This window comes from Streptomyces sp. NPDC059906 (genome assembly GCF_042730645.1).
Lineage (GTDB): Bacteria > Actinomycetota > Actinomycetes > Streptomycetales > Streptomycetaceae > Streptomyces > Streptomyces rubrogriseus.
Map to the genome: position 1 here is coordinate 101,484 of NZ_JBHWKU010000026.1, position 26,721 is coordinate 128,204.

Genomic DNA, 26,721 nt, shown 5'->3' on the forward strand with positions numbered 1-26,721 from the left:
ACGGGGGCGCATACGAGCCGTGGGCTGTCACACGGCACTCAACTGACGATCACTATACGAGGGTTCGTGATCCGAAAGAGCGGAAACTCGTTCATCTTTTCTGTGTTGGCTCAGGGCAGGCCGCCCCGTTCGCAGACCTGGGCCGCCACGTCCCGCAGTTTGACGTTGCGGTCCTGCGAGTACCGGCGCAGGGCCGCGAAGGCCTGGTCCTCGGAGATGCGGTGCCTGCCCATGAGGATGCCCATCGCTTCCCCGATGGTGTGCCGGGTGCCGATCGCCTCCTGCAACTGGGCGTGTGTACGGGCGCTGGAGAAGGCGACCGCCGCGTGGGAGGCCAGCAGCCAGCCGGCCGTCTCGTCGGCCTCGGTGAACGCGCCGGGCTTGTAGGAGTACAGGTTCAGTGCGCCCAGGTCCTCGTCCTCGGTGAACAGCAGGAAGCCCATCATGCTGCCGAGGTTCAGCTTGCGTGCCTCGGGGACGTACTCGGGCCAGCGCCGGGCCTCGTCGGTGAAGTCGGAGATCCGGAACTGGCGTTCCTGCGTGCCGCTGCGGGCGGCGTCGAAGCACGGGCCCTCTCCGACGCGACCCTGCAGTTCGTCGCTGTCGATCACCACCTGTTCGGTGGGGGCCAGGGACTGCACCTTGGTGCCCCGCAGGATGAGGATGCCGGCGGCGTCGCAGTCGTCCACCAGTTCCGTGGCCGAGGCGGTGATCCGTTCCAGTGTGTCGTGCAGTGATTCCTGGGACAGCAGATCGCGGGCCAGCGAGGCCATCTGCTGCGCGAAGCCGCGCCAGTCGTCCATGCCGTGTCCTCCCTGTCCTCCCTCGCTCCCGTGCCGAGTGCCCAGCGGTGGCCGGAAGCAACAGGCGGAGGCGGCGGCGACCCATCTTGTTTCGTACTACATCTAAATGCATAATGCGCTTATGGACACGTCCCCGGAGGGCCCGGACGACCTGATCGTCGCCGTGGAGCAGATGATCCGCTACGTGCGGCAGAGCGCCCGGACCGGCGGTCTGAGCACCGCGGCCTCCTCGACGCTGGCCAGGCTGAGCCGCGAGGGCCCCCAGCGGCTGACCGAACTGGCCAGGGCCGAGGGCGTCTCCCAGCCGAACATGACCCAGCTCGTCACCCGTCTGGAACGCGCGGGCCTGGCCCGGCGCACCGCCGACGCGAGCGACGGCCGTGGCGTGCTCGTGGCGGTGACGCCCACCGGTGTCGAGGTCCTGGACCGGCGCCGCGCCGAGCGCGCCCGGGCCCTTTGGCAGCTCATGGAGGACATGACCGGCCCGGAGCGGCAGGCCACCACCACCGCGCTGCTGGCGCTGGCCCGGGTCATCGACAACCGTCAGGAAACCTCGGAGGAAGACCGCGCATGAGTGCACCACGTGGAAAGGCAGCCAGTCCCTTCCGGCAGCCGAAGGCCGTCTGGGCGGTCGCCTTCGCCTGCGTCATCTCGTTCATGGGCATCGGCCTGGTCGACCCGATCCTGCCGGCACTGGCCGAGAGCCTCGACGCCACCCCCAGCCAGGTCTCCCTGCTGTTCAGCAGCTACCTGATCGTCACCGCCGTCGCCATGCTCTTCGTCGGCTGGGTCTCCAGCCGCATCGGTGCCAAGCGCACCCTGGTCACCGGCCTCGCCGTCATCGTCGTCTTCGCCGCCCTGGCGGGCGCCACCGGCTCCATCAACGGCATCGTCGGCTTCCGGGCCGGCTGGGGACTGGGCAACGCCCTGTTCATCGCCACCTCCCTCGCGGTCATCGTGGCCTCGGCCAGCGGCGGCTTCAGCGGCGCGATCATCCTCTACGAGACCGCCCTCGGGCTCGGCATCGCCGTCGGCCCCCTGCTCGGCGGCGAACTGGGCGGCATCAGCTGGCGCGGCCCCTTCTTCGGCGTCGCCGCCCTGATGGCCGTCGCCCTGATCGCCACCCTCGCCTTCGTCCCCGACCTGCCCAGGCCCAAGAAGGTCACCTCACCGCTCGCCCCGCTGAAGGCCCTGCGCCACCGCGGCCTGCTCACCATGGGCATCATGGCCCTGCTGTACAACTGGGGCTTCTTCACCATGCTCGGCTACGCGCCGTACCCGATGGAGCTGGACGCCCACGAACTCGGCCTGGTCTTCACCGGCTGGGGACTGCTGGTCGCCGCCTTCAGCGTCTTCTTCGCCCCGCGCCTGCAGGCCCGCTACGGCACCGCGCCCGTCCTCTACGCCAACCTGCTCGGCCTCGCCGTCGTCATGGCCGTCATAGCCGCCGGTGTCACCGACCCCACCACCGTGATCGTCGCGGTCGTCGTCAGCGGCGCCTTCATCGGCATCAACAACACCCTCACCACGCAGGCCGTCATGCTCGTCTCGCCGGTGGAGCGCCCCGTGGCCTCCTCGGCGTACGGCTTCCTGCGCTTCATCGGCGGTGGGCTGGCCCCCTACGTCGCCGGAAAGCTCGCCGACGCCACCGATCTGAGCGTCCCCTTCTACCTCGGCGCCGCCACCTTCCTCCTCGCCATCCCCGTCCTGGCCAGCGGCCACCGACTGCTGCGCCGGGCCGAGACGGACACCGGCGAGACAGAGCCCGTGACCCCGGCGCTCACCCCCGTCGGGGCCCCGCCGGCGACCGACGCGCCCCCCGTGGTCGTGGCCGTCGCAGCCCACCACGAGGCCGCCGCCGTCGTGGACGCCGCGGCCCGCCTCGCCCGTGGCACCGCGAGCCCGCTCGAGGTCGTCCACGTACGGCGCACCGCCGTCGTCGAGGAACAGGCCGCCGACACCGAGACCGACGAGCAGGCGAAGGCCGCCGTCACCGCCCACCTCGACCGGCTCGGCGGCATGGGGGTGGCCGCCACCGGCCAGATCCTCACCGGCGTCGGCGACCACGCCGCCGCGGGCCGCGTCCTGGCCCGGCACGCCGCCGAGGTGGGAGCCCGCACGGTCGCGGTCGGCCGCTCCCCGCGCGGGCCGCTGGTCCAGTTCGCCGACGGCAGCTTCACCAGCGCGCTCACCCACGCGGCCACCTGCACCGTCGTACTCGTCGACCCGGACGCCGAGCCGCGCCCGCTGACGGCGCGGTCCCTCACGGAGCTGCGTGCCGAGACACGGTGAGCGGCCTCGGTTCAGGAGGTCCGCTCCAGGTCGGCGCTGCGGGTGAGGCCTCGTTGGCGTCGATCTCGTGCCGCAGCCGTTCAAGGCGGGCGCGGGTACCGGCCAGTGCGTCCGAACCGAGCAGGAGCCGCAGCGGCGGGGCCGCGGCATCCACGACGGCGGCGATCGCGGCGGCGGCGCGGACGGGGTCGCCGGGCTGGCGGCCGGACACCGCCAGGGTGGCGGCCCGGCGCCTGCCCGCGGTCTGCTCGTAGTCCGCCAGCCGCGTCGGCGACTGCCGCATCGACGTTCCGGCCCACTGCGTGCGCAGGCCCCCGGGCTCGACGACGGTGACCGCGATGCCGGGCGGGGCGACTTCCGCGGCCAGCGACTCGGACAGTCCCTCGAGGGCGAACTTGGTCGCGTGGTAGTGGCCCGTCGCCGCGAAGGCCGCGAGACCGCCGGAGGACGAGATGTTCACGATCCGCCCCGAGCGGCGCTCCCGCGTGCCGGGCAGCACGGCCTTCAGGACGGTGACCACGCCGTGCACGTTGGTGTCGTACAGGGCGCGCACCGCGGCGTCCTCCCCTTCCTCGACGGCGGCGAGGTAGCCGTATCCGGCGTTGTTGACCAGGATGTCGATGCGCCCGAACTCCTGCTCGGCCCCTTCGGCGGCGGCGACGACCGAGGCGGGGTCGGTGACGTCCAGGGGCAGTGCGGACGACACGGCGCTGCGGGCCCTCGTGCGCGCGGAGACCGCCGGTCCGCCGGCGTCGCCCGGGGTCTGATCAGGCGTCACCGCCGAGCGACCGCCGCAGCCGGCCGGCGGCCTCCGGCGGCTGGACGCGCATGCCGGGGCGCCGACGGTGCACGGTCAGGTACGTCGCCCCGTCCGGCCCGGCGAGGACGGCCCGGGTCGAGCCGTGCGGCAGCCAGGTCAGGACGCCCGCGCGCAGGGCGTGCCCGCCGTCGGCCGACTCCAGGCGGGCGGCGCCGTCGAGGACGAGCAGCAGGACGTCGAGGTCGGGCTCGGTGTGGGTGTCCACCCGGCCGCCGGCGGGGAGGCGGACGACGTTGGCGTCGAGCTGCCGGCCGGGTTCCGCCAGCTTCCACAGGGCGCCGGCGGGCGCGTCGCCGCCCAGGGACAGGAGTTCCGCCGTGTCGCACAGCACCCGGGGGAGGGGAGGGCCCGCAGTGCCCGGGGAGCCGCCGTCTTCCGCTGCCATCAGGTGCCGCCGTTCCGTGTGCCCAACCGTGCCCGTACGCCGCCCCGTTGGGCGGTGCGTCCCGGGGCGGCTGGCCCAGTGACGCACCGCACAGGCTCAGTACCCCGGGTAAAGGCGAATCTAGCATGCGCATTTGATAGCGTCCTGGTGTGCGGCTGACGAAGTTCACCGACCTGGCGCTGCGTTCGGTCATGCGCCTGGCGGTGGTGAGAGACGGTGACGAACCACTGGCCACCCGAGAGGTGGCCGAGGTCGTGGGGGTGCCGTACACGCACGCGGCGAAGGCCATCACCCGCCTGCAGCACCTGGGTGTGGTGGAGGCGCGACGCGGTCGCGGCGGCGGGCTGACCCTGACCGACCTGGGGCGCAACGCCTCGGTGGGTTGGCTGGTGCGCGAGCTGGAAGGCGACGGCGAGGTGGTCGACTGCGAGGGCGACAACCCCTGCCCGCTGCGCGGGGCCTGCCGGCTGCGCCGTGCGCTGCGCGACGCCCAGGAGGCGTTCTACGCGGCGCTCGACCCGCTGACCGTGACCGACCTGGTGGCCTCACCGACCGGCCCGGTTCTGCTCGGCCTGACGGACCGCCCCTCGGGATGAGGGCGGCGGTCCCCAAAGGCCGTCGAGCTGTGACCTAAAACACGAATATCATCTACCAATTAAGGAGTCGCTGTGCTCTCCGAACAGTCCGTTCCCGTGGTCCGAGCCACCCTTCCCGCCGTCGGAGCGGCCATCGGTGACATCGCCGACCTGTTCTACCGCAAGCTCTTCGACGCCCACCCGGAGCTGCTGCGGGACCTGTTCAACCGGGGGAACCAGGCCAACGGCGAGCAGCAGCGGGCCCTGGCGGGCTCGGTCGCCGCGTTCGCCGGCCTGCTGCTGGAGAATCCGGACGAGCGCGCCGACGTGATGCTCTCCCGGATATCGCACAAGCACGCCTCGCTCGGCATCACCCCCGACCAGTACACGATCGTCCACCGGCACCTGATGGCCGCCGTCGGCGACGTGCTCGGCGACGCCGTCACCCCCGAGGTGGCCCGGGCCTGGGACGAGGTCTACTGGCTGATGGCCAACGCGCTCATCGCCCTGGAGGCGCGCCTCTACGCCGAGAAGGGCGTCGCGGAGGGAGACGTCTGGCGCCCCATGGAGATCCTCGACCGGGTCGAGGAGAGCGCCGGCGCGGTCTCGCTCGTCCTGGGGTCCGCCGACGGCCGTCCCGTCGTGCCGTTCCGGCCGGGTCAGTACGTCAGCGTCCAGGTCGAACTGGCCGACGGCGCCCGGCAGATCCGCCAGTACAGCCTGTCCGCCGCGCCCGGCCGGTCCGACTGGCGCATCACCGTCAAGCGCGTCCGGGGCGACGGACAGCCGGACGGCGAGGTCTCCTCCTGGCTGTACGCGAACGCCCGCAAGGGCGACGTGCTCGACGTGTCGCTGCCGGCCGGGGACCTGGCCCTGGCGGAGCACGACGGTCCGCTGCTGCTGGCCTCCGCCGGTATCGGCGTCACACCGATGCTCTCGATGCTCGGCCACCTGGCCGCCGCCGGCGCCACCCGCCCGGTGACCGTGGTGCACGCCGACCGCGCCCCCGACCACCACGCCCACCGGCAGGAGCAGCTCGACCTGATACGCACGCTGCCCGACGCCCGGCTCCACCTCTGGTACGAGGAGCCCGGCGACCGGGCACCGGAGGCGTCCACCGGCCGGGCCGACCTCGGCGGCCTCGACCTGCCCGCTGACCTCACGGTCTACCTGTGCGGCCCGGTGCCCTTCATGCGCGCGGTCCGCGGCGACCTGCTGCGCCGCGGGGTGCCCGCCGAGGACATCCACTACGAGGTGTTCGGCCCCGACCTCTGGCTCGGACGGCAGTAGCGGCGGCGGCGGCCGACGGCACCCGCCGCGGAACTCCGGTACGGGGCGTTAGGCCGCGGCGGTGAACGCGGTGCTGATCGCGGTGTCCACGCGGGCGTGCACCACCAGGCGCGGCCCCGAGGAGTCGGCGTTGGCCTCCAGCAGCCGCCGGACGGGCGCGCTGTGGGTCACGACGGACATCAGGACACCGAGCCGCCCGCACCACTGATGGGCCCGGAGCACCGCGCTGACCGCGGCGTGGCCGCCCGCCCGCTCGGTCAGGACGATGACGACGGGGGTCGGCTGATGGGCGTCGACCAGGTTGGTGATGTGCGTGGTCAGCGTGGCCCGCCCGGCGATACCCGGGTCCTGGTCCACCGTGATGACCAGGACCCCATGCTCCAGGGTGTGGGACAGCATCGCGGCCTCCGATCCGTCGCCTGGTGGCGAAGTTGTGTTCAGTGAAGGTGCCCGGACCCGGGTCCGCAATGCGCCCCGCGACGGACCGGCCGGCCGGCCGCCGGGACACCGGCCCCGAGTACGATCGTCCGGCCCGCCTTTGACCCGCGCCGATCACCGCTGGGAGCCCCCACCCGTGCCCGCCCTCCTGCCGCCGCCCCGCACCGGGGCCGACCACCTGCTGAACGTGGAAGACCTGACCCGGGTGGAGGACGGCGAACGGCTGCGCGCCCTGCTGTGGCGCCCGGGGCCGGGGTGGCGGATGGTCAGCAGCGCCGTGCTGGGCGGCGGGACCGGGGAGCGCGCCTGGGTGCTCAACGCCCAGGTCGCCCACGGCTACCGGCGCACCGACCCCGCACGGCACCTGGCCGACCTGGCCCGAGCCGCCGGGGCCCGCGGGCCGGGCGTGGGCCTGATGACGGCCGCCGACGTGTCCGCCCACGGCCGGGCGCGGGACGGCGGAGCCGAGGCCGTGGCGACCGCCGGCATCTCGGTGCGGGGCTGGGCGGCTACGCCGCAGGAGGGCGCCGCCGGGTCCGGGCCGCCCGGAACGATCAACATCGTCGCCGCGCTGCCGGTCGCACTGAGCGACGCCGCCCTGGTCAACGCGGTGATGACGGCGACCGAGGCCAAGGTCCAGGCGCTGCTCGACGCCGGTCTCGACTGCTCCGGCACCCCCACCGACGCGGTGTGCGTCGCCGCCCGGGCCCCGGTCGGCGACGCCGAGGTGCACGCCTTCGCGGGACCCCGTTCCGAGTGGGGCGCCCGGCTGGCCCGGGCCGTCCACCGGGCCGTACGCGCCGCGCTCCCCGCCGTCGCGCACCCCTGAGCGCGGCGCGCTCCGGTACACGCGTGTGTGGGCGGCCCGGCCGGGCCGCCCACACACGGTGGTCCGCTTACGTCAGCGCTGGGAGGCCTTCTCCAGCGCCTTGTCGAGGGCGGCCTGGAAGCCGTAGGCCCACAGCTGGTTCACCCGGCCGCGCTCGTTGGAGTTCGGGTAGGGGTTGGTGCAGGACGGGCCGGGGCCGCCGCCGGACATCAGCTCGCTGCACGGCCCGGAGTAGTGGTCGGGGAGGCCGAGCACGTGTCCGGTCTCGTGGGCGGTCACGCGGGTCGAGTCGTACTGCTGGTTCTGCCGGTAGTCGAGGAAGATGTAGCCTCTGCCGTGCCCGTCGGTGGAGGCGTACGAGCCGCGCGAGTCGTTGCCCTCGTAGTACGCGAAGTCCGCGCCGGAACCCGACTCCGCGAGCCGCACGTTGGACACCGAGCTGTTCCAGATCTGGGCGGAGCGGGATATCTGGGAACGGAAGCTCGGCGCGTTGGTGGCGCTGTAGTAGACGGTGACGGCCGCGGCGGCCGACGGGTTGGCGGCGCGCTTCTCGGCGACGGACTTGACGACCGCCTCGAAGAACGCGCGGTTGGCGGCCGCGTCCTCGCCCGAGCCGGGCGAGGGCTGGTAGCCGAGCTGGGCGGCCCGGACCGGCTCCTGGGGCGCCGCGGCCGTCGCGGCGGGGCCGGTGCCGAGCACGGCGGCCGTCAGGCCGAGACCGACCGCGGTGGACAGCAGGGGCAGGGTGATACGCATCGATGACTCCTTGAGTGGGGGAGTGGGGAGAAGTCGTCATCGGTGAGTGTGGGGCGCCCATGAGCCCGCTGTGATGATGGCAACAGGTGATAGGGCCGGGCTATCACCCGCCGCCCGGCCACTCGTTCCAGCTTTGACCAGAGTGCAGAACTCGCCCTGATCCGCCGCGTTTTGTTCACCTGGCGCAACCAACTGTTCCGCTTTACGCTCCCTGCATGGAGCTCGAGGTGAGGCACCTACGCGCACTGTGCGCCATCGCCGACGCCGGCAGCCTGCACCGGGCGGCACGCCAACTGGGTGTCGCGCAGCCCACGTTGAGCACCCAGTTGACCCGCATCGAACAGGCCCTGGGCGGACCGCTGTTCACCCGGGGGCGCACCGGCTGCCGCCCCACCCCGCTCGGCCGGACGGTGCTCGGCCGGGCCCGTCCGCTGCTGACCGACATGAACACCCTGGTCCGCGAGGCCCGCGCCGCCGCGGCCGGCGGCGACAGCAGGCTGCGGGTCGGCTCCACGGCCAGCCGGGCCCTGGCCGGCTGGCTGCGCCGGCTCAGACGGCCGGGCCTGGAACCGACCCTGCAGATGGACGTCTCCGCCAACGCGCTGCTGCGCCGGGTGACCGACGGGCAGCTCGACGTCGCCTTCGTGCACGAGGTCGAGGGCTGTGCGCTGCACATCCCCGAGGACCTGCGGCTGCGCGTCCTGGTCGAGCGCGAACCGCAGTTCGTCATGCTGCCCGCCGACCACCCCGCGGCCGCCCGGCCCGTCGTCCGCCTCGCCGACCTCGCCGAGGACCGGTGGATGGTCGACCCCACCGTCGACGGCGAATGGGACGGCGTGCACCGCATGCTGCGCGCCGTCGGCCTCAACCCCCGGGTGCTGCACGGCGACTACCACACGGCCGCCTCCCTGGTCGCCACCGGCGAGGTCGTCACGGTCTGCCAGCCCAGTTCCCAGTCCCGCCCCGACACGGCGGTGCGGCGCCTGTACGGCGACCCCCTCGGCGTACGCCTGCTGCTGGCCGCCCGCACCCGGGCCGAGCTGGACGCCGTCTTCCCCGCCCTGGAGGACGCGTACTGGGAGGCCGCCCGCCAGTCCACCGCGTACCGGGAGTGGCTGGAAGGGGGTGGGATCCGGACGCTGCCCCGATGCCCGGTGACCGCCGCGGGAGGCGGTCGGGTGGAGTTCGTGCGGGCCCGCTGAAGCCAATAGGGTGATTTTCATACCGGACCGGTGTGTCCGCGTGACGGAGCGGTTACGGACAGCATCATGAGCTCTGCACGACGATTTCCCACCTTGCGTTCGCTGGCCGTGACCGGTGCCCTGGGCGCCTCCGTCCTGCTGCTGACGGCCTGCACGAACGCCGATACGACCCGTTCCAGCGTCGCGGAGGCGGCCCAGACCGAATCCCCCTCCGCCACCGACACCGCGTCCGCGTCCCCCTCCGGCTCCCCGTCGGCCTCGATGAGCGAGGACCAGACGGAGCGCAAGGAACTCGTCTCGGCGACGAAGGTCACCTGGGACAAGGCCGCCGACACCGCCGTCAAGGAGGTCCCCGAGGGCAAACTCGTGGACCTCGAACTCAAGCGCACGGAGGCCGACGCCACCGCGTCGCCGTCCGGCTCGCCGACCGGATCGGCGAGCCCCAGCATGCCGAACCCCGCCCCGAGCGCGGGCGCCCCGGAGTGGGAGGCCAAGGTCGCCCAGTCCGACGGCACCCTGCACCGCATCGACATCGACGCGGTGAGCGGCAAGGTCTTCCGCACCATGGTCGACCCGGACCAGGACCCCGACGACAAGACCCAGGTGACCGACTGGCTGGACCAGGCCAAGCAGACGCCGGAGCAGGCGGTCAAGGCGGCCACCGCCAAGGCGAAGGGCACCGTCACCCACGTCGAACTCGGCGACAACGACGACCAGCAGGTCGTCTGGGGCGTCGACGTGGTCGACAAGAGCAACTGGAACAAGACCACCGTCGAGGTCGACGCGGCCAACGGCAAGGTGCTGAGCCAGAAGGTCGACAAGGACTGAGACACCCCCCCGGACACCGACGGGAGCAGCGGGCCGCGCGGCCCACTGCTCCCGTTTCTCATGTCCTCAGGGCGTCACCCGGCCGGCGGTGCGGCGGGCGGCGCGGCCGTCGCGGCCCCGCCGCCGCGCGGCAGCGTCAGTACGGCCAGGAAGCCGAGGACCGCCACCGCGGCGAAGAAGTAGAAGCCCCACGGGTGCCCCACCCCCGAGGCGACCAGGGCGCCGGTGATCGACGGGCCGACGATCGAGCCGATCCGGCCGATGCCGGACGCGGAGCCGAGCGCGGTGCTCCGCACGGACGCCGGGTAGTAGTGCGTCACGTACGCGTAGACCAGCACCATGGCCGAGAAGACGAACACGCCGGTGAAGAAGACGACCACGTTGAGCAGCAGGTCGCTCTCCATCTTGATGCTCAGGCACCCCAGCATGAGCACCGAGACGGCGAACCAGACCATGGTGGTGCCCTTGATGCCCCGCCGGTCGGCGACGTATCCGCCGAGGACCAGGCCGACGACGCCGCCGATGTTGAGCACCAGGAGCTGGGTCACGGCCGTCGGCACGGGGTAGCCCGCGTCGTTCATCAGCTTGGGCAGCCACGTGTTGAGGCCGTAGACCAGCAGCAGGCCCATGAACGAGGCGACCCAGATGCCGATGCCCGCGCGCAGGTACGCCGGCTTGAGCAGCTCGGTGAACGGCACCCGCTGCGCCCCGTCCCGCTTGGCCCGCTCGAAGGCCGCCGACTCCGGCAGCTTGAACCACTGGATCGCGGCGATCACCAGGCCGACGACGCCGAGCAGGTAGAAGAGGATCTCCCAGTTGTCGGTCACCTGGAGGGCCAGCAACGAGGTGATCACCGCACCGGTGTGGTAGCCGGTCATCGTCAGGGTGCTGGCCCGTGCCCGGCGGCCTGCCGGCATGTGCTCGGCCATCATCGTGAGCGAGACCGGCATGCAGGCGCCCAGGCCCAGACCGGCGAGGAGACGCAGCGCGGCGAACATCGCGACGGAGTTGGCCAGCGGCACCACGATGGTGAGGACCGAGAAGAGCAGGACCGAGCCGATGAGCAGGCGACGGCGGCCCAGCCGGTCGGCCAGCGGACCGACGCAGACCGCGCCGATGGCGACGCCCACCAGCGAGAGCGTCGCGATGGTGGTCGCGTCACCCGCGGTCATGCCGAGGTGGTGGGTCTTGAGCAGGGTGGGGATGATGGCGCCGAGGACGACGAGGTCGTAGCCCTCCAGCAGGACGGTGATCCAGCACAGGATCACCGTCCAGGTGCCGCCGGCGGCGCGGCCGGTCTGCGCGGGCGCGCCGGACGTGGTGGTGGAAGCCATGGTGACTCTCCCCCCGGGGGACGGGTGTGAGTGAGCGGAGCCGGACCGGCCGGGGCGGCCGGGTGGGACCGGTACGGGTGACCGGAGGGATCAGAACGGGTAGTCGGCGATGTCCGGGCGGACCGTGAGCCACTGGGTTTCGGTGAACGCCTCGACGTTGGCCGCGGCGCCGCCGAAGCGGGAGCCGGTGCCCGACGCCTTGACCCCGCCGAAGGGGGCGTTGGGCTCGTCGCTGACCGTCTGCTCGTTGATGTGCACCTTGCCGGAGTCGATCCGGTCGGCGAGCTTCATCGCCGTACCGACGTCGCCGAGGATGCCGACCGACAGCCCGTACTCGCAGTCGTTGACGATCCGCGCGGCCTCCTCCGTGGTGGAGAAGGAGATGACGGGCGCGACCGGGCCGAAGATCTCCTCGCGCCAGGCCGGCATGTCCGTCGTCAGGCCGGTCAGGACGGTGGCGCGGTATCCGGCGCCGTCGATCTCGCCGCCCGCGGCGACCTTCGCGCCCGCCGCGACGCTGTCGGTGACGATGCCGTGCACCCGCTCCAGCTGCCGCCGGTCGATGATCGGGCCCAGCGCCACGTCCTGACGCGCCGGGTCGCCCACCGGCAGCGCCTCGGCCTTCGCGGCGAGCGCGGCGGTGTACTCCTCCACCAGCGACTCGTGCACGATGTGCCGGCCGGTCGTCATGCAGATCTGCCCCTGGTGCAGATACGAGCCGAACGCGCCCGCCGAGGCCGCCTTCGCCACGTCCGCGCCGGGCAGCACGACCAGTGCGTTGTTGCCGCCCAGCTCCAGGTGCGCCCGCTTCAGCAGCCGCCCGGCCTGCTCGCCGATCGCCCGCCCGACCGGCGTGGAACCGGTGAACGAGATCACCCGCACCTCGGGCGCCTCCACGACCGCCCGGCCGACCGACCCGTCGCCCGGCAGCAGGTGCAGGACACCTGCCGGAAGCCCCGCCTCCTCGAAGATCCGGGCGATGACGACACCGCCGCTCACCGCGGTGCGCGGGTCCGGCTTCAGCAGCACGGCGTTGCCGAGCGCCAGCGCGGGGGCCACCGAACGCAGGCCGAGGATGAGCGGGAAGTTGAAGGGCGCGATCACGCTGACGACACCGGCCGGGCGGCGCCGGGCGAGCGACCAGCGGGCGTCCTCCGAGGTGAGCACCTCGCCCTGCGGATGCGTGGGCAGCCCGGCGCACTCGAAGCACTCGCCGATCGCCAGCCCCGCCTCGAAGGCCGCCTTGGACCGCACCGAGCCGGCCTCGCGCACCAGCCAGTCCTCGATCTCGGCGGCGTGCTCGGTGAACAGCTCACCCGCGCGCCGCAGCACGGCCGCCCGCCGCTGCGGCGAGGTCGCCGCCCACTCGCGCTGGGCCTCGGCGGCCCGGGCGGCCGCGCGGTTCACGTCCTCGGCCGAGGCCAGGCCCACCGTGCCGAGCCGGTCACCGGTGGCGGGCTCGGTCACCGGCTGTTCGGTGGGGGAGCCCTGCCAGCCGTCGCTGGAGAACTTCCCGCCCCAGACGGCGCTGTCCAGGAGTGTCATCGTCTTCCCTCTCGTCGGTGTCTTCGGTGTGGTGATGGCGAGTCGGTTCAGGAGGGCGTGGTGAGTGCCGTGTCCACCTGGATCAGGCGGGGGTGGTCCGGCGTCTCGGCGAGCGCGGCGCGCAGCTGAGCCACCCCGCCGACGTGCTGGGCGCGGACGCCGTAGCCCTCCGCGATACGGGTGAAGTCCAGGCCCGGGATGTCGAGACCCGGCGCGTCCGGCACGCCGAGCAGACCGCCGAACCAGCGCAGCGCCCCGTACGTGCCGTTGCGCAGCAGGACGACGGTCAGCGGGACCCGGTGCTGCGCGGCCGTCCACAGGGCGGTGATGCCGTAGTTGGCCGAGCCGTCCCCGATCACGCCGACGACCGGCCGTCCGGGCTGTGCCATCGCCACGCCGACCGCGCCGGGCAGCCCGAAACCGAGGCCTCCGGCTGCCGGGAAGTAGTAGGAGCCCTGACGGCGCAGGTCCATCTGGCGCCACCACGCCGCGTTGGTCGACGTCGACTCGACGACGTACGCGGTGTCCTCGGGCATCTCGTCGCGCAGCGCGGCGAAGACCTGCTCGGGATGGAGCCCCGGCCCCTCGGCGGCGAGCGGCTCGGGCACGGGCCGGAAGGCACCCGCACCCGCACCCGCACCCGCCGCCGCACCCGCACCCGCCGCCGCACCCGCACCCGCGGGCGCGCCGGACGCGTCGAGCGCCTCCAGGAGTACGTCGATGACGGCACCCGGGTCGGCGACCAGCGCCTCGCCCATCGGCGCCCGCGCGGCGGCGCCCGCGTCCTCGGTCACCTGGATCAGCCGGGTGCCCTCGGGCAGGTACCGGCCGGGCAGGTACTCGTGGTAGCGGAAGACCGGCGCGCCCAGCACCAGCACCAGGTCATGGCCCTCGAAGGCCGCCGAGACCGGCGCGATGCCGGCGGGCAGCACGCCCCGGAACAGCGGATGCCGGTTCGGGAAGGGCAGCCGGAACTGCGAGGGCGCCGCCCACACCGGACCGCCCAGCCGCTCGGCCAGCCGCACCGCGTCGTCGAACCGGCCGGCCGAGTCGATGTCGCCGCCCAGCACGAGCGCGGGGCGCCGGGCCGAGGCGACCTGCTCCACGAGCCACCGGCGCTGCTCACCGCCGGGCACCGCGGCCCGCAGCACCCGCCGGTCGAGCACGGCCAGGGCGTTGTCGTCGACGTCGGCCGCCCAGTCGTCGTACGGCACGGACAGGTAGGTCGGCCGGCGCTGCAGCCGCGCCTCGAAGACGGCCTGGGCGAGCGCGCGCGGCACGTCCCCGGCACACGCCGGTTCCGCCGCCCAGCCGACCAGCGGCTTCATCAGGGCGGGGGCGTCGACGCTGGCCAGGTTGGCCTCGGGCCCGATGGCGGGGCGCACCTGCTGCCCGGCCACCACCACGAGCGGCGTACGGGAGGCGACGGCGTTCGTCAGGGCGCCCATGGCGTTGCCGGAACCGGAGGCGGCGTGCAGGTTGACCAGCACCGGGCGGCCGGTCGCCTGGGCGTACCCGTCCGCCATCCCGACGACGGCGCCCTCGTGCAGACCGAGGACGTAGCGGAAGCCGTCGGGCAGCTCGGCGAGGAAGGGCAGCTCGTTGGAGCCCGGATTGCCGAAGACGGTGGTGAGCCCCTGGCGCTCCAGGAGTTCGTGGGAGACACGACGCACGGATGGCACGGACGTTTCCTTTCGAAGTGACGCGGCACACGCTAGGCACCCCACGACATGGGCACCAATAGATGTTTCGCCACTCCGATATAGAGTTCGTCGATATGGGCACCTTCGATCTCAACCTGGCCCGCGTGTTCGTCCTGCTCTACGAGACGGGCAGCGTCACGGCCACCGCCGAGACGCTCCACGTCACGCAGCCCACGGTCAGCTACAGCCTGGGCAAGCTGCGGCGGCACTTCGACGACGAGCTGTTCCGCCGCAACGGACGCGGGCTGACCCCCACCGCCGGCGCACGGCGGTTGTACCTGCCGCTCCAGCGCGCGCTGGCCGAGATCGACGGGACGGTCCGCCAGGGCGACCTCTTCGACGCCGGGAGCATGTCGGGCCGGTTCACCATCGCCCTGTCCGACCTCGGTGAGGCGACGCTGCTGCCGAGGCTGGTGGCCACCGCGCGCGAGCGGGCGCCGGGCGTGTCGTTCACCGTCCGCCCCTTCGACGTGGAGGACGCCGAGGGCCAGCTGCGCCGCGGCGACCTCGACGCGTTCGTGGCCACCCCGGTGATCACCTCGCACCTCACCGTGCGCATCCCGCTCTTCCGCGAGCGCTACGTCCTGATGGTCGCGGCCGACCATCCGCGCGTACGCGGCGACGCGGTCACGCCGGCGGACCTCGCCGCGGAGCACCACGCGACGGTGTTCGGACCGAGCGGCCACGTCACGCCCAGGGCACTGCTGGGCGCGCACGGGCTCCTGGAGCGGGTGGCCGTGGACGCCACCCGCTTCTCGATGCTCCCCTACCTGCTGGAACAGACCGACCTGGTGGCCATCGTCCCCGAGTACGTCGGCGAGGTCTTCACCGCGTCCCACCGGGTGCGCCTGGTGCGGCTGCCGTTCGAGACCGAACCCATCGAGATCGCCCTGTACGCGCGGCACGAGTCCTCGCGCAGCCCGGCCCAGCGCTGGCTCGTGCAGTTCATGGCCGAGGTACTGGGCGAGCAGGTGAGCCCGGCCCAGCTGCCGCCGTCAAGCCGTCGTTAGGATCACCGCATGACGGCACCGGAACCCACCATCCTCGCCACCTCGGGCGGCCATCGCGCGGGCGGCCGGACCATGGTGGCCTTCGACGCCCTGGTCCATCACGCGGTGGACCTCTCGGGCGCGCACGGCCGCCGCCCGCGTGTCCTGTACGTGGGCACCGCGATAGGGGATGCCGAGCACTTCACCGCCCGCATGACGGAGGCCGCCCGGGTCGCCGGGTTCGACCTGACGCCGCTGCACCTGTTCCCCATGCCCAACGTCGAGGACGTCGAGGAGACCGTGCTCGACCAGGACGTCGTCTGGGTCATGGGCGGATCGGTGGCCAACCTGCTGGCCGTGTGGCGCGTGCACGGCCTCGACCGGGTCATGCGCAAGGCATGGGAGGCGGGCGTCGTGCTCAGCGGCGTGAGCGCGGGCTCCCTGTGCTGGTTCCGGGGCGGCGCCACCGACTCCTTCGGCCCCGAACTGCGCCCGATCACCGACGCGTTGGACTTCCTGCCCTACGGCAACGGCGTCCACTACGACGTCGACCCGGGCCGCCGTCCCCTGATCCACCGCCTCGTCGCCGACGGCACCCTCCCGACGGCCCACTGCACGGACGACGGGGTCGGCCTCGTCTACCGCGGCACCGAACTGACCGAGGCGGTCACCGAAGTCCCGGGCAAGGGCGCCTACGTGGTCGTCCGCGACGGCGACACGGCGGCGGAGGAGCGGATCGAGCCGCGGGAACTGCACCGTCCGCGACGGTGACCGGGCCCCGGCGGCGAACGGTCCCCGGCCTGAACGGTCCGCGCCGGGGACCGGGACCAACGCCTCGACGGCCGGACCTCGTTGAGCGTCGCGACCGCCGTGACGCACCGGTGCGGGGGCGTCCGTGTTTGCCCGCGCGGTGAGGGGCAAGGCGATGTCCATGAGCGATCCGAACAAGAACACGAGCAAGAAGCCGACCGGCACCGCGACCGTCGAGTCCAAGGCGGGTGACGCCGCGTCGGCCGCCAAGGCCGGTGCCCAGCGCTCCGCCGACGCCGCGAACGGCGCCGTCCGGACCGCGGCCAAGGGTGTCGCGGCCGGCCGCCAGGCCGTCTCCGCCACCTCGGGCCAGGTCGCGGCCACGGCGAAGACGGCGTGGACGGTCGTCGCCCACCGCAAACTCGTCGCCGCCGGCGTGGGCGCCGGCCTCACCGTCGTGAGCGCCGCCTCCTACGCGGTGGGCCGCCGCGCCGGACGGCACGCGCACGGACCCCTCACCCGCCTCACCGGCGGCCGGATCTGACACCGGACGGCCGGATCTGACACCGGACGCCACGCACGGCACCACTCCGCGGACAAGGGAAGATGGGACCCGCGAGCGAAGTCCCGACCTATGCGGAGGAGTGGGCGCATGCAGCACGACCGAGCCGGGAAGCCGGCCGGCCCCGAGGACCTGATCGACGTCGCCCGGCTGGTGACGGCGTACTACGCCCTGCACCCGGACCCCGGCGAGCCCGCCCAGCGCGTGGCCTTCGGCACGTCCGGGCACCGGGGCTCGTCGCTGGCGGCGGCGTTCAACGACGACCACATCGCCGCCACCAGCCAGGCCATCTGCGAGTACCGCTCGGCACAGGGCACCGACGGCCCGCTCTTCCTGGGCGCCGACACCCACGCCCTGTCCGAACCCGCGAGGGTGACCGCGCTGGAGGTGTTCGCCGCCAACGACGTGACCGTCCTCGTCGACAGCGCGGACGGCTACACCCCCACCCCGGCGGTCTCCCACGCCATCCTCACCCACAACCGGGGCCGCACCTCGGGCCTCGCCGACGGCGTGGTCGTCACCCCCTCGCACAACCCGCCCGCCGACGGCGGCTTCAAGTACAACCCGCCGAACGGCGGCCCCGCGGGCTCGGACGCCACCTCCTGGATCCAGGACCGGGCCAACGAGATCATCGCGGCCGGACTGAAGGACGTACGGCGCATCCCGTACGCGCGGGCGCTCGCCGCCCCCGGCACCGACCGCCACGACTTCCTCGACGCGTACGTCCGCGACCTGCCAGGCGTCCTGGACCTCGACGCGATCCGCTCGGCGGGCGTGCGCATCGGCGCGGACCCGCTGGGCGGCGCCTCGGTCGCCTACTGGGGCCGGATCGCCGAGCAGCACCGCCTCGACCTGACGGTGGTCAACCCGCTCGCCGACCCGACCTGGCGGTTCATGACGCTGGACTGGGACGGCAAGATCCGCATGGACTGCTCGGCGCCGCACGCCATGGCCTCCCTCATCGAGCGGCGCGACCGCTTCGACATCGCCACCGGCAACGACGCCGACGCCGACCGGCACGGCATCGTCACCCCCGACGGCGGCCTGATGAACCCCAACCACTACCTCGCCACCGCGATCGCCTACCTCTACGCCCACCGCACCGACTGGCCGGCCGGGGCGGGCGTCGGCAAGACGCTGGTGTCCTCCGGCATGATCGACCGGGTCGCCGCCGACCTCGGCCGCCGCCTGGTCGAAGTACCCGTGGGCTTCAAGTGGTTCGTGGACGGACTGGTCGACGGCTCCCTCGGCTTCGGCGGCGAGGAGTCCGCCGGCGCGTCGTTCCTGCGCCGGGACGGCTCCGTGTGGACCACCGACAAGGACGGCATCATCCTCGCGCTGCTCGCCTCCGAGATCGCCGCCGTCACCGACAAGACGCCCTCCGAGCACTACGCCGCGCTCACCGCCCGGTTCGGCGAGCCCGCCTACGCCCGTATCGACGCCCCCGCCACCCGCGAGGAGAAGGCCCGCCTGGCCAGGCTGTCCCCGGCCCAGGTCACGGCCGACACCCTCGCCGGGGAGCCGGTCACGGCCGTGCTCACCGAGGCACCCGGCAACGGCGCCCCCATCGGCGGCATCAAGGTGACCACCGAGAACGCCTGGTTCGCGGCCCGCCCCTCCGGCACCGAGGACGTCTACAAGATCTACGGCGAGTCCTTCCTCGGCGCGGACCACCTCCGCCAGGTGCAGGACGAGGCCAAGCTCGTCGTACTCGGCGCCCTGGGCGGCTGACACCGCCGCGCCTACGCCGTACGGCGGTCCCGGGCCGGTCAGCCGTGTCAGCCGCGGCCGGCCCGGGGGAGCGACACCGTCAGCCCGCGGATCTCGTAGCCGTCGATGGCCTCCTGGAAGGTGACGCGCGGCTCACCGCTCATCCGGACGCCGTCGAGGGCGAACAGGCGGCTGAGGAACACGTCGGTCTCCAGCAGGGCGATGTGTGCCCCGGGGCACCGGTGCGGCCCGTCGCCGAAGGAGAGTCCCGCGCCGACCGCCCCGGAGCGCTCCGGGCGGACCAGCAGCGGTTCTTCGCCCACGGCACTCGGGTCCGCGTTGGCGTCGTCCAGGTGGACCTCGACGTACTCGCCGGCGCCCACCGTCACCGGCCCGTCGGGGCAGGACAGCTCCACCGGCCCGGTCGCCCGCCTGCGCAGGCGCCCGATCACGGGCTCCAGCCGCAGCAGCTCCTGGAGCACGGCCAGACGCCCGGTCTCGTCCGCCGACCGGTAGTGGCCGAGCAGTTCGGCGTCCGAGAACAGGTGCCAGGCGGCCAGGCACACGAACTCGCGCGTGGTGACCATGCCCGCCGCGGCGAAGGTCAGGCACTCGCCGAGGATCTCGACGTCCGAGCAGCCCTCCGCGATCAGGTGGGAGATCAGGTCGTCGTGCTCGCGGCGGCGGTGCGCGCGGACGGCGGGGCGCACGTCGGCCAGGTGGATGCGGAGCCAGTTGGTGTTCTGCCGCACCAGCCAGTACAGGCCCCGGACACTGGTCAGTCCCGGCTCGCCGAACTCCTCGGGGAAGAACCGCTCCAGCCTGCGGCGGATGCCGGGCCTGCTGTACCGCAGCCCGACGACCTCGCTCACCACGCCGACGGCCAGACCGAAGGCGAGGTCGGAGAGCGGGGCCTCGCCGGCCGAGCGCAGGACGGCCAGCTGCTCCTCGGCGATCCGGACCATCGGCTCGCGGTAGTGCTCGTCCACCCGGCGGGGAGTGAAGTAGCGGGCGGTCTGCCTGCGGTGCTCCCGGTGCTCGGGGCCGTCCCGGTAGAGCACGGGCCGGCGGACGCGCGGCGGGAGCTTCTCCACCGTCTCGATGCCGAGACCGGCCTGCACGGTGCCGGGACCGCGCAGCAGCGCCCGCGCGACGGCGAAATCGTGCACCCGCCAGGTCCCGTCCGCCGCCCGGTCGACCGGGCACGCCGGCCCGGCCCGGCCCGGGTCGGCCTTCCGCGCTGAGACCCGTCCGTCCTGCACCACGTGGCCACCCCCCACTCCGGCCGTGCGGCCCCGGCGGCCACCCGGCTCGACGACGTGGTCACCAGGATCGGCCATCCGCCCGACGCAGACCAGCCCCGGACCGCGCGCAGGCGCTGCGGGGCTGCCGGGACTGCCTGTGCTTCTTCTGCCGGGTCCTGCGTCCGACGGACGCGGAACATCTGCGCGCAGCACGACTCCGTGGGGCGGGTGATGTTCGCCGGATTCGGGGGTAGACGGGTCGGCGTAACGGTCAAGGCTCAGGAAGAGGGCGGATCGGATGGACGGGGCTGCCCATACGGGGGACCGGCTGAAAGACGGGTCGGTCAAGGTTTCGGCGGAGTACCAGGGCATGCCCGGCGACATCGCCAGGGGCCGGGAACTGGCCCGGCGGTTTCTGGCGCGCGTGCGCGCGGCGCAGGGCGCCCAGGTGTCCGACCGCACGGTGGAAGTGGTGCAACTGGTGGTCAGCGAGCTGCTGACGAACGCGTGCAAATACGCGCCCGGGCCCTCACTGGTCGATCTCGAACTGGCCGAGGGCCGGGTGGAGGTCACCGTGTGGGACAGCGCGCCGGTGCTCCCCGTGCCCGGGCTCGCGGACCCCGGCCGGGTCGGCCGGCACGGGCTGGAGATCGTCATGGCCGTCTGCGAGAGCTTCGAGGTGCACCGGGAGCCGGTCGGCAAGCGCATGAGGGCCGCCGTGGGACTCGCCGACGACCTGACCGGCAGGGCCACCCTCGGCCACCCGGCCTGACCCGCCCGGCCCGACCCGCCCGGGAGGACGTCGGCGGCAGCGGGCCCCGCTCGGCGTGGCGGCGCAGCATGCGTCCGTGGTGACCGGGCTTGCTCCGGGCGGTGGCGCAGTACCTGCTTGCGCGATGGCGTGGCCGGCTCTCGGCGGTCGCGCGGCACCTGCCTGTGGGCCCGTGGTGGGCGGTGGCGGGGCACCAGCCGGCACGGCGGCGCGTTCCGCTTCGGGATGTGACAATCACCGGCGTGCGGGGCGGCGGCCCCGTCCCACACGGTGACCCGGCCCCCACTACAGTGCGCCGGACCGGTGGTCCCGGGACCGGAGGCGGTACACCACGGAGCGGCGCAGGGGGCCCTCGGGGATCTCCGGGTCGTCGAAGTCGTCGGCCGGGTCGTAGGTCATGCCCAGGCGGTCCATCACCGCCCGCGAACGCCGGTTGCCGGCCGCGGTCACCGCGAGGACCTCCGCCAGCCCGAGTTCCTCGAAGGCGTGGGTCACCGCGGCCCGTGCGGCCTCGGTGGCAAAGCCGTTCCCCCAGGCCGGGCGGGCCAGGCGCCAGCCCGCCTCCACCCCGGTGAACGGCATGCCGTCCTCCACGGGATCGAGCCCGGCGAAGCCGATGAACTCGCCGGTGGCGGCGATCTCCACCGCCCACCAGCCCCAGCCCCGCCGGTCGAGGTCGGCCTTAAAGCGGGCCACGGACGCCTCGCTCTGCGCCCGGGTCAGGACCTCGGGGAAGTACTCGCGGACCACCGGGTCGGCGTTCATCGCCGCCCAAGGGTCCAGGTCGGACGGCCGCCAGCCGCGGAGCACGAGACGATCGGTTCGAAGTTCGGACATCCCGTGAACGTACGGGACACGGGCCGGACCGGGCGACAGGATTACGCACCCCGTCCCTCCCCCCCGGCCGCGCGGAGCGGTTCATCACCGTCCCCCGGGGAACCTGGCGGGATGGACGGCATCGGAAGGCTGTGAGGGTCGTGACATCACGCTGGGCGGGCCACCACAACGGCGAGGAACCAGGGCACGACACGGCGGCCGAGGCACAGCACCGTGCGGCGGCCGGGGCACACGGCGTGCCCGAGTCCGTGGAGCCCGACCTCTCCCGTGCCGTCCTGCGCGCCCTCGGCGCCGGCGTCCTCACCCTCGGCCCCACCGCCCGGATCACCTCGGTGAACCCCTGGGCCGAGCAGCTGCTGGGACGGTCGGAGCAGGAGATGCTCGGGCACGACGCACACGACCTCCTGCACCGGCACGCCGACGGCAGCCCCGTACCGCGCGAGCGGTGCGCGCTGCGCCGCCCGCTGCACGGGGTGCCCGCCGAGGAGGGCAGCGACGAGTACTTCCAGCGGGCCGACGGCACCACGGTCCCCATCATCTGGGCCACCACCCCCCTCGTCCGCGGCGGACGGCAGGAAGGGCTGGTGCTCGTCTTCCACGACTTCAGCCTGCACCGCAGCGCCACCGAGGAGACCGAGGCGCGGACCACCGCCCTGGAGGCGCTCACCGCCCAGCTGCACCTGGTCGCCGAGATCTCCACCGTGCTGGTCCCCACCGAGCGCACCTCCACCACCCTCCGCCGGCTCGTGCGGCTGCTGGTGCCGGAACTGGGCCAGTGGGCGGCGGTCGACGTCTACCCGGGCCGGTCGGACCTGCTGGAACGGGTGGCGGTACGCAGCAGCACCCGGCCGGACCGGGCCAGACCGCTGCGCGGGCCCATGACCTCGCTGCCGGACCAGGCCCGCGCCGCGCTCACCCTGCTCATCAAGGGCGACCGGCCCGTCCCGCTGAAGGCCGACGACCTGTTCCGGGACCCGGAGCACCCGCTCGCCGCCACCCACCGGGTGCTGTTCGAACGGCTCGGCGGCCACGCGGCCGTCGCCATCCCGCTGCGCACCCGCCAGCGGTCCTACGGCATCCTGACGGTGGGCCGCGCCGGAGAGCGCCCCGCCCACACCGAGGCCGAGGTCGCCCTGCTGGCGGACATCGGCCGCCGGGTGGGACTGGTCCTGGACAACGCCCGGCTCTACCACGAGCAGCAGAACGTCGCCGAGACCATGCAGCGCCAGCTCCTGACCCCGCTTCCCCAGGTCGACCACCTCCGGATGGCCGCCCGCTACTGGCCCGCCGAGAGCGCCATGGAGGTCGGCGGCGACTGGTACGACGCCTTCCTCCTCGGCGACGGCGTGATGGCCCTGGTCATCGGGGACGTCGTCGGACACGACCTGCAGGCCGCCGCCCACATGGCCGAGGTCCGCAACATGCTGCGCGCCCTGGCCTGGGACCACCAGGAGCCGCCCAGCGTGATCATGCGCCGGCTGGACGAGGCCGTCACCAACACCAGCGACGCGCCCATGGCCACCCTCGTCTTCGCCCGCGTCGAAGGGGCCGAGGGCGGCCCCTGGCGGCTGCACTGGGTGAACGCCGGACACCCGCCGCCGCTGCTGGTCACGCGGGACGGCGACACGCGCTTCCTGGAGGGCGGCCACGGCCCGCTCATCGGCATGAGCGCCACCCTGCGCCTCGGCCTGGACTGGCCCGACACGCGCGAGGAACTGCCGCCGGAGAGCCTCCTCCTGCTCTACACCGACGGCCTGGTCGAGAGCCGTGACCGTCCCATCGACGTGGGCATGGACCAGCTCCGCCACCATGCCGGCGTACTGGCCCGGCGGGCGGACCGGTGGAGCGTCGACGACTTCTGCGACGAACTGCTCGCGCGCATCGCGCCCCGCGGGGACGACGTCGCCCTGCTCGCCCTGCGTCTGCCCGCCGCCGGCATGGGCGCGCCCGACGACACCGAGCCGCCCCCGCCGCCCCAGTCCGGGCAGAGCGAGGCCACCCCCGACCGGGCCGCTCCCGGCTCCCTGCGCCAGGAGGCCGAGGTGCGGGACCCGACCCACGTGGACCCGGAGGAGTAGCGGACCCCGGGGCCCGCGCAGACGGGGGTGACGGGTCGTCGCGGGGTGACACCCCGTCCGGACCGGTCCAACTCCACAGCCGTCCACGCCGGTTCGCGGCCCGGCGGGGAGCGGGCACCGCACCCGAACGGGCGGCGTGTTCACCCGGCTGAGCGCCTTGAGTGGTGCGAGACGGACGACGGGCTGACGGTGATTCACGTCGGGGCCGGGTCACCTCAGCTGACGAAGCACCAGCTGCCCGGCCGTGACGGAAGGAACCACAGATGCGTTCTGCTCGGATGCTCCTGACCACGGCGGCGGCCTCGGCCGTCTTCGTCCTCGGTGCTCCCGGCGCCTACGCGGCGGCCGGTGGCGACTGGGACCACGACGACTCTTCGTACAGCAAGGAGCACGACAACGGAAGCAAGCACGACGAGCCGCGCGGCGGTATGCACACCGGCGGCGGCGCGCTGGCCGCGGTGAGCGAGGGCGACTGGGACCACGACGACGCGTCCTCCGGCAAGGAGCACGACAACGGAAGCAAGCACGACGAGCCCCGTGGCGGCATGCACACCGGCGGCGGCGCGCTGGCCGCGGTGAACGAGGGCGACTGGGACGGCGGCGGCCGCGAGTCCAAGGAAGGCGGCTCGCAGACCTACCAGCAGGACGAGGGCGAGAGCTCCAGGGGCGGCGGCGACCACGAGAAGCCGCGCGGCGGGATGCACACCGGCGGCGGCGGACTGGCCACCCCGACCACGACCGCGGGCGGGCTGGCCGTCCTGGCCGTCGCCGCGACCGGTCTGTACGCCGTCCGACGCAAGAAGTCGGCTCACGGAGTGGCGTAAGCCGTGCCGGGCGCCATAGCAGCCGGGCCGCCACCCAGGAACCACGGGGCGGCCCGGCTCGCCCGCTCCGCCCACGCCCCGCCCCCCTCGTGTCCGTCCTGCCGCCGCGTCCCAGTGAGGTCGTCCCCGATGTCAGTCCCCCCTCCCACCCCCGCCCCGGCCGACGACGAGACGACGACCGGTCAGGGCTCCCGCTCCGGCCTGATGGTGCTGTGCGCCGTGGCCCTGCTGATCCTGGCGGTGAGCCTGGTCGGCGGCAACGACACGTCCGCCGACTCCTCCCGCCCCCCGCTGCCCGCGCATCCCGGCACCACCGCCTCGTCCGCCCCGCCCGCGACCGGCGCGGCCGACTCCGCCCTGCCCCGGTCGAAACCGGTGCGCCTGCTGATCCCGGAGATCTCCGTCGACGCCCCCTTCACCGACCTCGCCATCGGAGACAAGGGGCAGCTCCAGCCGCCGCCGGCCGGCGACACCAATCTCGTCGGCTGGTACGCCAAGGGCGTCTCGCCCGGCGAGAAGGGCACCTCGATCATCGCCGGGCACGTGGACACCAAGACGTCGGCCGCCGTCTTCGCCCAGCTCGACCAGCTCGACAAGGGCGACAAGTTCCAGGTCCGGCGCGCGGACGGGCGCAGCGCGACCTTCGTGGTCGACAGCCTGGAGACCTTCGCCAAGGACGAGTTCCCGAGCGACCGCGTGTACGGCGACGCGGAGCGGCCCGAGGTGCGACTGATCACCTGCGCGGGCGACTACGACCACAAGGTCAAGGACTACACGGACAACCTGGTCGTCTTCGCACACCTCGACTGAGGCCGCGCACCGGGTGAGCCACGGCGCCGGTCACCCGCGCACCGCACACGAGTCGCGCGCGGTCGGGGCCCGGCACAGGATCGAGGCAAGCCGGCGTCGCATCACCGCGGCCGACGTTCAGTTCCGCCCCCGCGAAGGAGATGTGCGCAGGATGACCACCACGTCCACCCCTGCTTCCGAACCGCTGACGCGACAGCTGTCGCACCAGGTCTCCCAGTCCGTGTTCGACGGCTCCCGGCTGCGGGTCGTCCTGCTGGTGGAGGTCTACGACGGAGCCCAGCAGCAGTTCCTCGAGACGTACGAGAACCTGCGCAGCCACGTCGAGTCCGTCCCCGGCCACATCGGCGAGCAGCTGTGCCAGTCCATCGAGAACCCCTCCCAGTGGCTGATCACCAGCGAGTGGGAGAGCGCGCCGCCGTTCCTGAACTGGGTGAGCAGCGAAGAGCACGTGCGCATGGTCAAGCCGCTGCACAGCTGCGTGCGGGACACCCGCTCGCTCCGCTTCCACGTGGTCCGCGAGACCGGCCGCCCGTCGACCGGCGCCGATCCGGCCGGGGGCGGACTGCAGGCCGCGCCCCGCGTCGGCGACGGCGTCATCCGGCACGCGCTCACCTTCACGGTGAAGCCGGGCAGCGAGGAGGCGGTCGGCAAGATCCTCGCCGACTACGCCTCTCCCGAACCGCGCGTCGACGACACCACCCGTCTGTGCCGTACGTCCCTGTTCCTGCACGGCAACCGCGTGGTGCGGGCCATCGAGGTGCGCGGCGACCTGCTCGCCGCCCTGCGGCACGTGGCCGAGCAGCCCGAGGTGCGGGCCGTCGAGGAGGCCATCAACCCCTACCTGGAGCAGGACCGGGACCTCGGCGACCCGGAGTCCGCCCGGGTCTTCTACACGCGGGCGGCGCTGCCCGCCGTCCACCACGTGACGGCGGGGGAGGAGCAGGACCGGGCGCAGCGGCACGCGCTGTCGTACCCGGCCCGTCCGGGCTGCGGCATGCGGCTGGCCCAACTGCTCGCCGAGCGCGACGAAGCGGCCGCAAGGGATCCGCGCAGCCCGGTCCTGTGCAGCACGATCTTCCAGCGCGACGACGTTGTGGTGCGGCTGGTCGACGTACGCGGGGATCTCCATGACGGCGATCCCGCGGTGACCCTCGGCCTTCCGGACCCCGGCCGGGTGTCCGAGCTGACGACCCTTCTGGACGGTTTCACCGACGCCGGTTCCCCGACCGGCGGCGGACTCGTCCGCGCTCTGGAGGGTGCCCGGATGGAGCTGGTCACCGACCGGCGCGCACCGGACGCCTGAACGGCCCCGGCCCACGCGTCGGCCGCCGGACCGCGACCGTGC

At 73.5% G+C, this 26,721-nt stretch carries 26 protein-coding genes; 16 read left to right on the forward strand and 10 right to left on the reverse strand.

The annotated features are described in order from the left end of the window. Window positions 1–110: 110 nt before the first annotated feature. Window positions 111–803, reverse strand: a complete 693-nt coding sequence (locus tag ACFV9J_RS30795) for a GAF and ANTAR domain-containing protein (RefSeq protein ID WP_385359522.1) — start codon at window positions 801–803, stop codon at window positions 111–113. Window positions 804–924: 121 nt separating this feature from the next. Here ACFV9J_RS30795 and ACFV9J_RS30800 point away from each other — a divergent pair, with 121 nt between their 5' ends. Beyond that, window positions 925–1,377, forward strand: coding sequence for a MarR family winged helix-turn-helix transcriptional regulator (locus tag ACFV9J_RS30800; RefSeq protein ID WP_385359524.1), 453 nt, complete (start codon window positions 925–927; stop codon window positions 1,375–1,377). After that, entirely contained in the window at window positions 1,374–3,095 is a 1,722-nt protein-coding gene (locus ACFV9J_RS30805) for an MFS transporter (RefSeq protein WP_385359525.1), read from the forward strand. Before ACFV9J_RS30800 ends, ACFV9J_RS30805 begins: the two co-directional genes overlap by 4 nt. On the opposite strand, the gene ACFV9J_RS30810 is transcribed toward ACFV9J_RS30805, so the two are convergent. Together ACFV9J_RS30810 and ACFV9J_RS30815 are read right to left on the reverse strand one after the other, a co-directional pair. Further along, on the reverse strand, window positions 3,067–3,873 hold the full coding sequence (locus ACFV9J_RS30810) for an SDR family NAD(P)-dependent oxidoreductase (protein WP_385359527.1): 807 nt from the start codon (window positions 3,871–3,873) through the stop codon (window positions 3,067–3,069). The two genes, ACFV9J_RS30805 and ACFV9J_RS30810, sit on opposite strands and share 29 nt — an antisense overlap. Continuing rightward, complete coding sequence (locus ACFV9J_RS30815; RefSeq protein ID WP_385359528.1) at window positions 3,863–4,300, reverse strand: hypothetical protein; 438 nt, start codon at window positions 4,298–4,300, stop codon at window positions 3,863–3,865. The genes ACFV9J_RS30810 and ACFV9J_RS30815 overlap by 11 nt, the downstream gene beginning before the upstream one ends. 149 nt (window positions 4,301–4,449) lie before the next feature. Here ACFV9J_RS30815 and nsrR point away from each other — a divergent pair, with 149 nt between their 5' ends. Both nsrR and ACFV9J_RS30825 read left to right on the forward strand, forming a co-directional pair. Then, window positions 4,450–4,896: a nitric oxide-sensing transcriptional repressor NsrR gene (gene nsrR, locus ACFV9J_RS30820; protein ID WP_385359530.1), complete on the forward strand. Its 447-nt coding sequence runs from the start codon at window positions 4,450–4,452 to the stop codon at window positions 4,894–4,896. 72 nt (window positions 4,897–4,968) lie between these two features. Continuing rightward, a complete protein-coding gene (locus ACFV9J_RS30825; RefSeq protein WP_385359532.1) occupies window positions 4,969–6,165 on the forward strand; it encodes a globin domain-containing protein in 1,197 nt (398 codons plus the stop codon). Between the two features lie 48 nt (window positions 6,166–6,213). Here ACFV9J_RS30825 and ACFV9J_RS30830 read toward each other — a convergent pair whose 3' ends face one another. After that, the gene (locus ACFV9J_RS30830) at window positions 6,214–6,564 is read right to left on the reverse strand and encodes a hypothetical protein (protein ID WP_003971713.1); all 351 of its coding nucleotides are present in this window, start codon (window positions 6,562–6,564) and stop codon (window positions 6,214–6,216) included. A gap of 175 nt (window positions 6,565–6,739) precedes the next feature. Here ACFV9J_RS30830 and ACFV9J_RS30835 point away from each other — a divergent pair, with 175 nt between their 5' ends. Beyond that, a complete protein-coding gene (locus ACFV9J_RS30835; protein WP_385359535.1) occupies window positions 6,740–7,432 on the forward strand; it encodes an adenosylcobinamide amidohydrolase in 693 nt (230 codons plus the stop codon). A gap of 72 nt (window positions 7,433–7,504) precedes the next feature. Here ACFV9J_RS30835 and snpA read toward each other — a convergent pair whose 3' ends face one another. Continuing rightward, the gene (gene snpA, locus ACFV9J_RS30840) at window positions 7,505–8,188 is read right to left on the reverse strand and encodes a snapalysin (protein ID WP_385359538.1); all 684 of its coding nucleotides are present in this window, start codon (window positions 8,186–8,188) and stop codon (window positions 7,505–7,507) included. A 215-nt stretch (window positions 8,189–8,403) separates the two neighbouring features. Here snpA and ACFV9J_RS30845 point away from each other — a divergent pair, with 215 nt between their 5' ends. Together ACFV9J_RS30845 and ACFV9J_RS30850 are read left to right on the forward strand one after the other, a co-directional pair. After that, window positions 8,404–9,390, forward strand: a complete 987-nt coding sequence (locus ACFV9J_RS30845) for a LysR substrate-binding domain-containing protein (RefSeq protein ID WP_385359541.1) — start codon at window positions 8,404–8,406, stop codon at window positions 9,388–9,390. Window positions 9,391–9,456: 66 nt separating this feature from the next. Beyond that, window positions 9,457–10,218, forward strand: coding sequence for a PepSY domain-containing protein (locus ACFV9J_RS30850; protein WP_385359543.1), 762 nt, complete (start codon window positions 9,457–9,459; stop codon window positions 10,216–10,218). 74 nt (window positions 10,219–10,292) lie between these two features. On the opposite strand, the gene ACFV9J_RS30855 is transcribed toward ACFV9J_RS30850, so the two are convergent. From ACFV9J_RS30855 to mdlC, 3 genes are all read right to left on the reverse strand, one after another. Next, window positions 10,293–11,552, reverse strand: a complete 1,260-nt coding sequence (locus ACFV9J_RS30855; RefSeq protein ID WP_385359545.1) for an MFS transporter — start codon at window positions 11,550–11,552, stop codon at window positions 10,293–10,295. A 90-nt stretch (window positions 11,553–11,642) separates the two neighbouring features. After that, on the reverse strand, window positions 11,643–13,097 hold the full coding sequence (locus ACFV9J_RS30860; protein ID WP_385359547.1) for a benzaldehyde dehydrogenase: 1,455 nt from the start codon (window positions 13,095–13,097) through the stop codon (window positions 11,643–11,645). Between the two features lie 47 nt (window positions 13,098–13,144). Beyond that, the gene (mdlC, locus tag ACFV9J_RS30865; RefSeq protein WP_385359549.1) at window positions 13,145–14,779 is read right to left on the reverse strand and encodes a benzoylformate decarboxylase; all 1,635 of its coding nucleotides are present in this window, start codon (window positions 14,777–14,779) and stop codon (window positions 13,145–13,147) included. 95 nt (window positions 14,780–14,874) lie between these two features. Here mdlC and ACFV9J_RS30870 point away from each other — a divergent pair, with 95 nt between their 5' ends. From ACFV9J_RS30870 to pgm, 4 genes are all read left to right on the forward strand, one after another. Continuing rightward, the gene (locus ACFV9J_RS30870; protein WP_164272658.1) at window positions 14,875–15,810 is read left to right on the forward strand and encodes a LysR family transcriptional regulator; all 936 of its coding nucleotides are present in this window, start codon (window positions 14,875–14,877) and stop codon (window positions 15,808–15,810) included. A 9-nt stretch (window positions 15,811–15,819) separates the two neighbouring features. After that, a complete protein-coding gene (locus ACFV9J_RS30875; protein ID WP_385359551.1) occupies window positions 15,820–16,560 on the forward strand; it encodes a Type 1 glutamine amidotransferase-like domain-containing protein in 741 nt (246 codons plus the stop codon). Window positions 16,561–16,714: 154 nt separating this feature from the next. Then, entirely contained in the window at window positions 16,715–17,083 is a 369-nt protein-coding gene (locus tag ACFV9J_RS30880; protein ID WP_385359552.1) for a hypothetical protein, read from the forward strand. Window positions 17,084–17,191: 108 nt separating this feature from the next. Beyond that, window positions 17,192–18,832, forward strand: a complete 1,641-nt coding sequence (gene pgm, locus ACFV9J_RS30885) for a phosphoglucomutase (alpha-D-glucose-1,6-bisphosphate-dependent) (RefSeq protein WP_385359554.1) — start codon at window positions 17,192–17,194, stop codon at window positions 18,830–18,832. Between the two features lie 47 nt (window positions 18,833–18,879). Here the strand turns inward: pgm and ACFV9J_RS30890 are convergent, their stop codons facing one another. Continuing rightward, a complete protein-coding gene (locus tag ACFV9J_RS30890; protein WP_385359576.1) occupies window positions 18,880–20,076 on the reverse strand; it encodes a cytochrome P450 in 1,197 nt (398 codons plus the stop codon). Between the two features lie 277 nt (window positions 20,077–20,353). Here ACFV9J_RS30890 and ACFV9J_RS30895 point away from each other — a divergent pair, with 277 nt between their 5' ends. Then, window positions 20,354–20,827, forward strand: a complete 474-nt coding sequence (locus tag ACFV9J_RS30895) for an ATP-binding protein (protein ID WP_385359556.1) — start codon at window positions 20,354–20,356, stop codon at window positions 20,825–20,827. 285 nt (window positions 20,828–21,112) lie between these two features. Here the strand turns inward: ACFV9J_RS30895 and ACFV9J_RS30900 are convergent, their stop codons facing one another. Beyond that, window positions 21,113–21,664 carry a GNAT family N-acetyltransferase gene (locus ACFV9J_RS30900; protein ID WP_385359557.1) on the reverse strand — a complete coding sequence of 184 codons (552 nt, stop codon included), beginning with the start codon at window positions 21,662–21,664 and terminating at the stop codon, window positions 21,113–21,115. A gap of 140 nt (window positions 21,665–21,804) precedes the next feature. Here ACFV9J_RS30900 and ACFV9J_RS30905 point away from each other — a divergent pair, with 140 nt between their 5' ends. The 4 genes from ACFV9J_RS30905 to ACFV9J_RS30920 all read left to right on the forward strand — a co-directional run bounded on the left by ACFV9J_RS30905 (window position 21,805) and on the right by ACFV9J_RS30920 (window position 26,679). After that, on the forward strand, window positions 21,805–23,742 hold the full coding sequence (locus ACFV9J_RS30905) for a SpoIIE family protein phosphatase (protein ID WP_385359559.1): 1,938 nt from the start codon (window positions 21,805–21,807) through the stop codon (window positions 23,740–23,742). Between the two features lie 263 nt (window positions 23,743–24,005). Beyond that, entirely contained in the window at window positions 24,006–24,566 is a 561-nt protein-coding gene (locus ACFV9J_RS30910) for a hypothetical protein (protein WP_385359561.1), read from the forward strand. Between the two features lie 129 nt (window positions 24,567–24,695). Then, window positions 24,696–25,376 (forward strand): class F sortase, encoded by a 681-nt coding sequence (locus tag ACFV9J_RS30915; protein ID WP_385359563.1) that lies wholly within the window; start codon window positions 24,696–24,698, stop codon window positions 25,374–25,376. A 151-nt stretch (window positions 25,377–25,527) separates the two neighbouring features. Next, complete coding sequence (locus ACFV9J_RS30920) at window positions 25,528–26,679, forward strand: SchA/CurD-like domain-containing protein (RefSeq protein WP_385359565.1); 1,152 nt, start codon at window positions 25,528–25,530, stop codon at window positions 26,677–26,679. The last annotated feature ends 42 nt before the right edge of the window (window positions 26,680–26,721 follow it).

Coding starts and splice junctions, on each gene's coding strand:
- ACFV9J_RS30845 (WP_385359541.1), top strand. CDS start 8,404: ATGGAGCTCGAGGTGAGGCACCTACGCGCACTGTGCGCCATCGCCGAC.
- ACFV9J_RS30860 (WP_385359547.1), bottom strand. CDS start 13,097: ATGACACTCCTGGACAGCGCCGTCTGGGGCGGGAAGTTCTCCAGCGAC.
- ACFV9J_RS30915 (WP_385359563.1), top strand. CDS start 24,696: ATGTCAGTCCCCCCTCCCACCCCCGCCCCGGCCGACGACGAGACGACG.
- ACFV9J_RS30880 (WP_385359552.1), top strand. CDS start 16,715: ATGTCCATGAGCGATCCGAACAAGAACACGAGCAAGAAGCCGACCGGC.
- ACFV9J_RS30920 (WP_385359565.1), top strand. CDS start 25,528: ATGACCACCACGTCCACCCCTGCTTCCGAACCGCTGACGCGACAGCTG.
- pgm (WP_385359554.1), top strand. CDS start 17,192: ATGCAGCACGACCGAGCCGGGAAGCCGGCCGGCCCCGAGGACCTGATC.
- snpA (WP_385359538.1), bottom strand. CDS start 8,188: ATGCGTATCACCCTGCCCCTGCTGTCCACCGCGGTCGGTCTCGGCCTG.
- ACFV9J_RS30855 (WP_385359545.1), bottom strand. CDS start 11,552: ATGGCTTCCACCACCACGTCCGGCGCGCCCGCGCAGACCGGCCGCGCC.
- ACFV9J_RS30800 (WP_385359524.1), top strand. CDS start 925: ATGGACACGTCCCCGGAGGGCCCGGACGACCTGATCGTCGCCGTGGAG.
- ACFV9J_RS30895 (WP_385359556.1), top strand. CDS start 20,354: ATGGACGGGGCTGCCCATACGGGGGACCGGCTGAAAGACGGGTCGGTC.
- ACFV9J_RS30815 (WP_385359528.1), bottom strand. CDS start 4,300: ATGGCAGCGGAAGACGGCGGCTCCCCGGGCACTGCGGGCCCTCCCCTC.
- ACFV9J_RS30870 (WP_164272658.1), top strand. CDS start 14,875: ATGGGCACCTTCGATCTCAACCTGGCCCGCGTGTTCGTCCTGCTCTAC.
- ACFV9J_RS30850 (WP_385359543.1), top strand. CDS start 9,457: ATGAGCTCTGCACGACGATTTCCCACCTTGCGTTCGCTGGCCGTGACC.
- ACFV9J_RS30910 (WP_385359561.1), top strand. CDS start 24,006: ATGCGTTCTGCTCGGATGCTCCTGACCACGGCGGCGGCCTCGGCCGTC.
- ACFV9J_RS30900 (WP_385359557.1), bottom strand. CDS start 21,664: ATGTCCGAACTTCGAACCGATCGTCTCGTGCTCCGCGGCTGGCGGCCG.
- ACFV9J_RS30830 (WP_003971713.1), bottom strand. CDS start 6,564: ATGCTGTCCCACACCCTGGAGCATGGGGTCCTGGTCATCACGGTGGAC.
- ACFV9J_RS30805 (WP_385359525.1), top strand. CDS start 1,374: ATGAGTGCACCACGTGGAAAGGCAGCCAGTCCCTTCCGGCAGCCGAAG.
- ACFV9J_RS30795 (WP_385359522.1), bottom strand. CDS start 803: ATGGACGACTGGCGCGGCTTCGCGCAGCAGATGGCCTCGCTGGCCCGC.
- ACFV9J_RS30875 (WP_385359551.1), top strand. CDS start 15,820: ATGACGGCACCGGAACCCACCATCCTCGCCACCTCGGGCGGCCATCGC.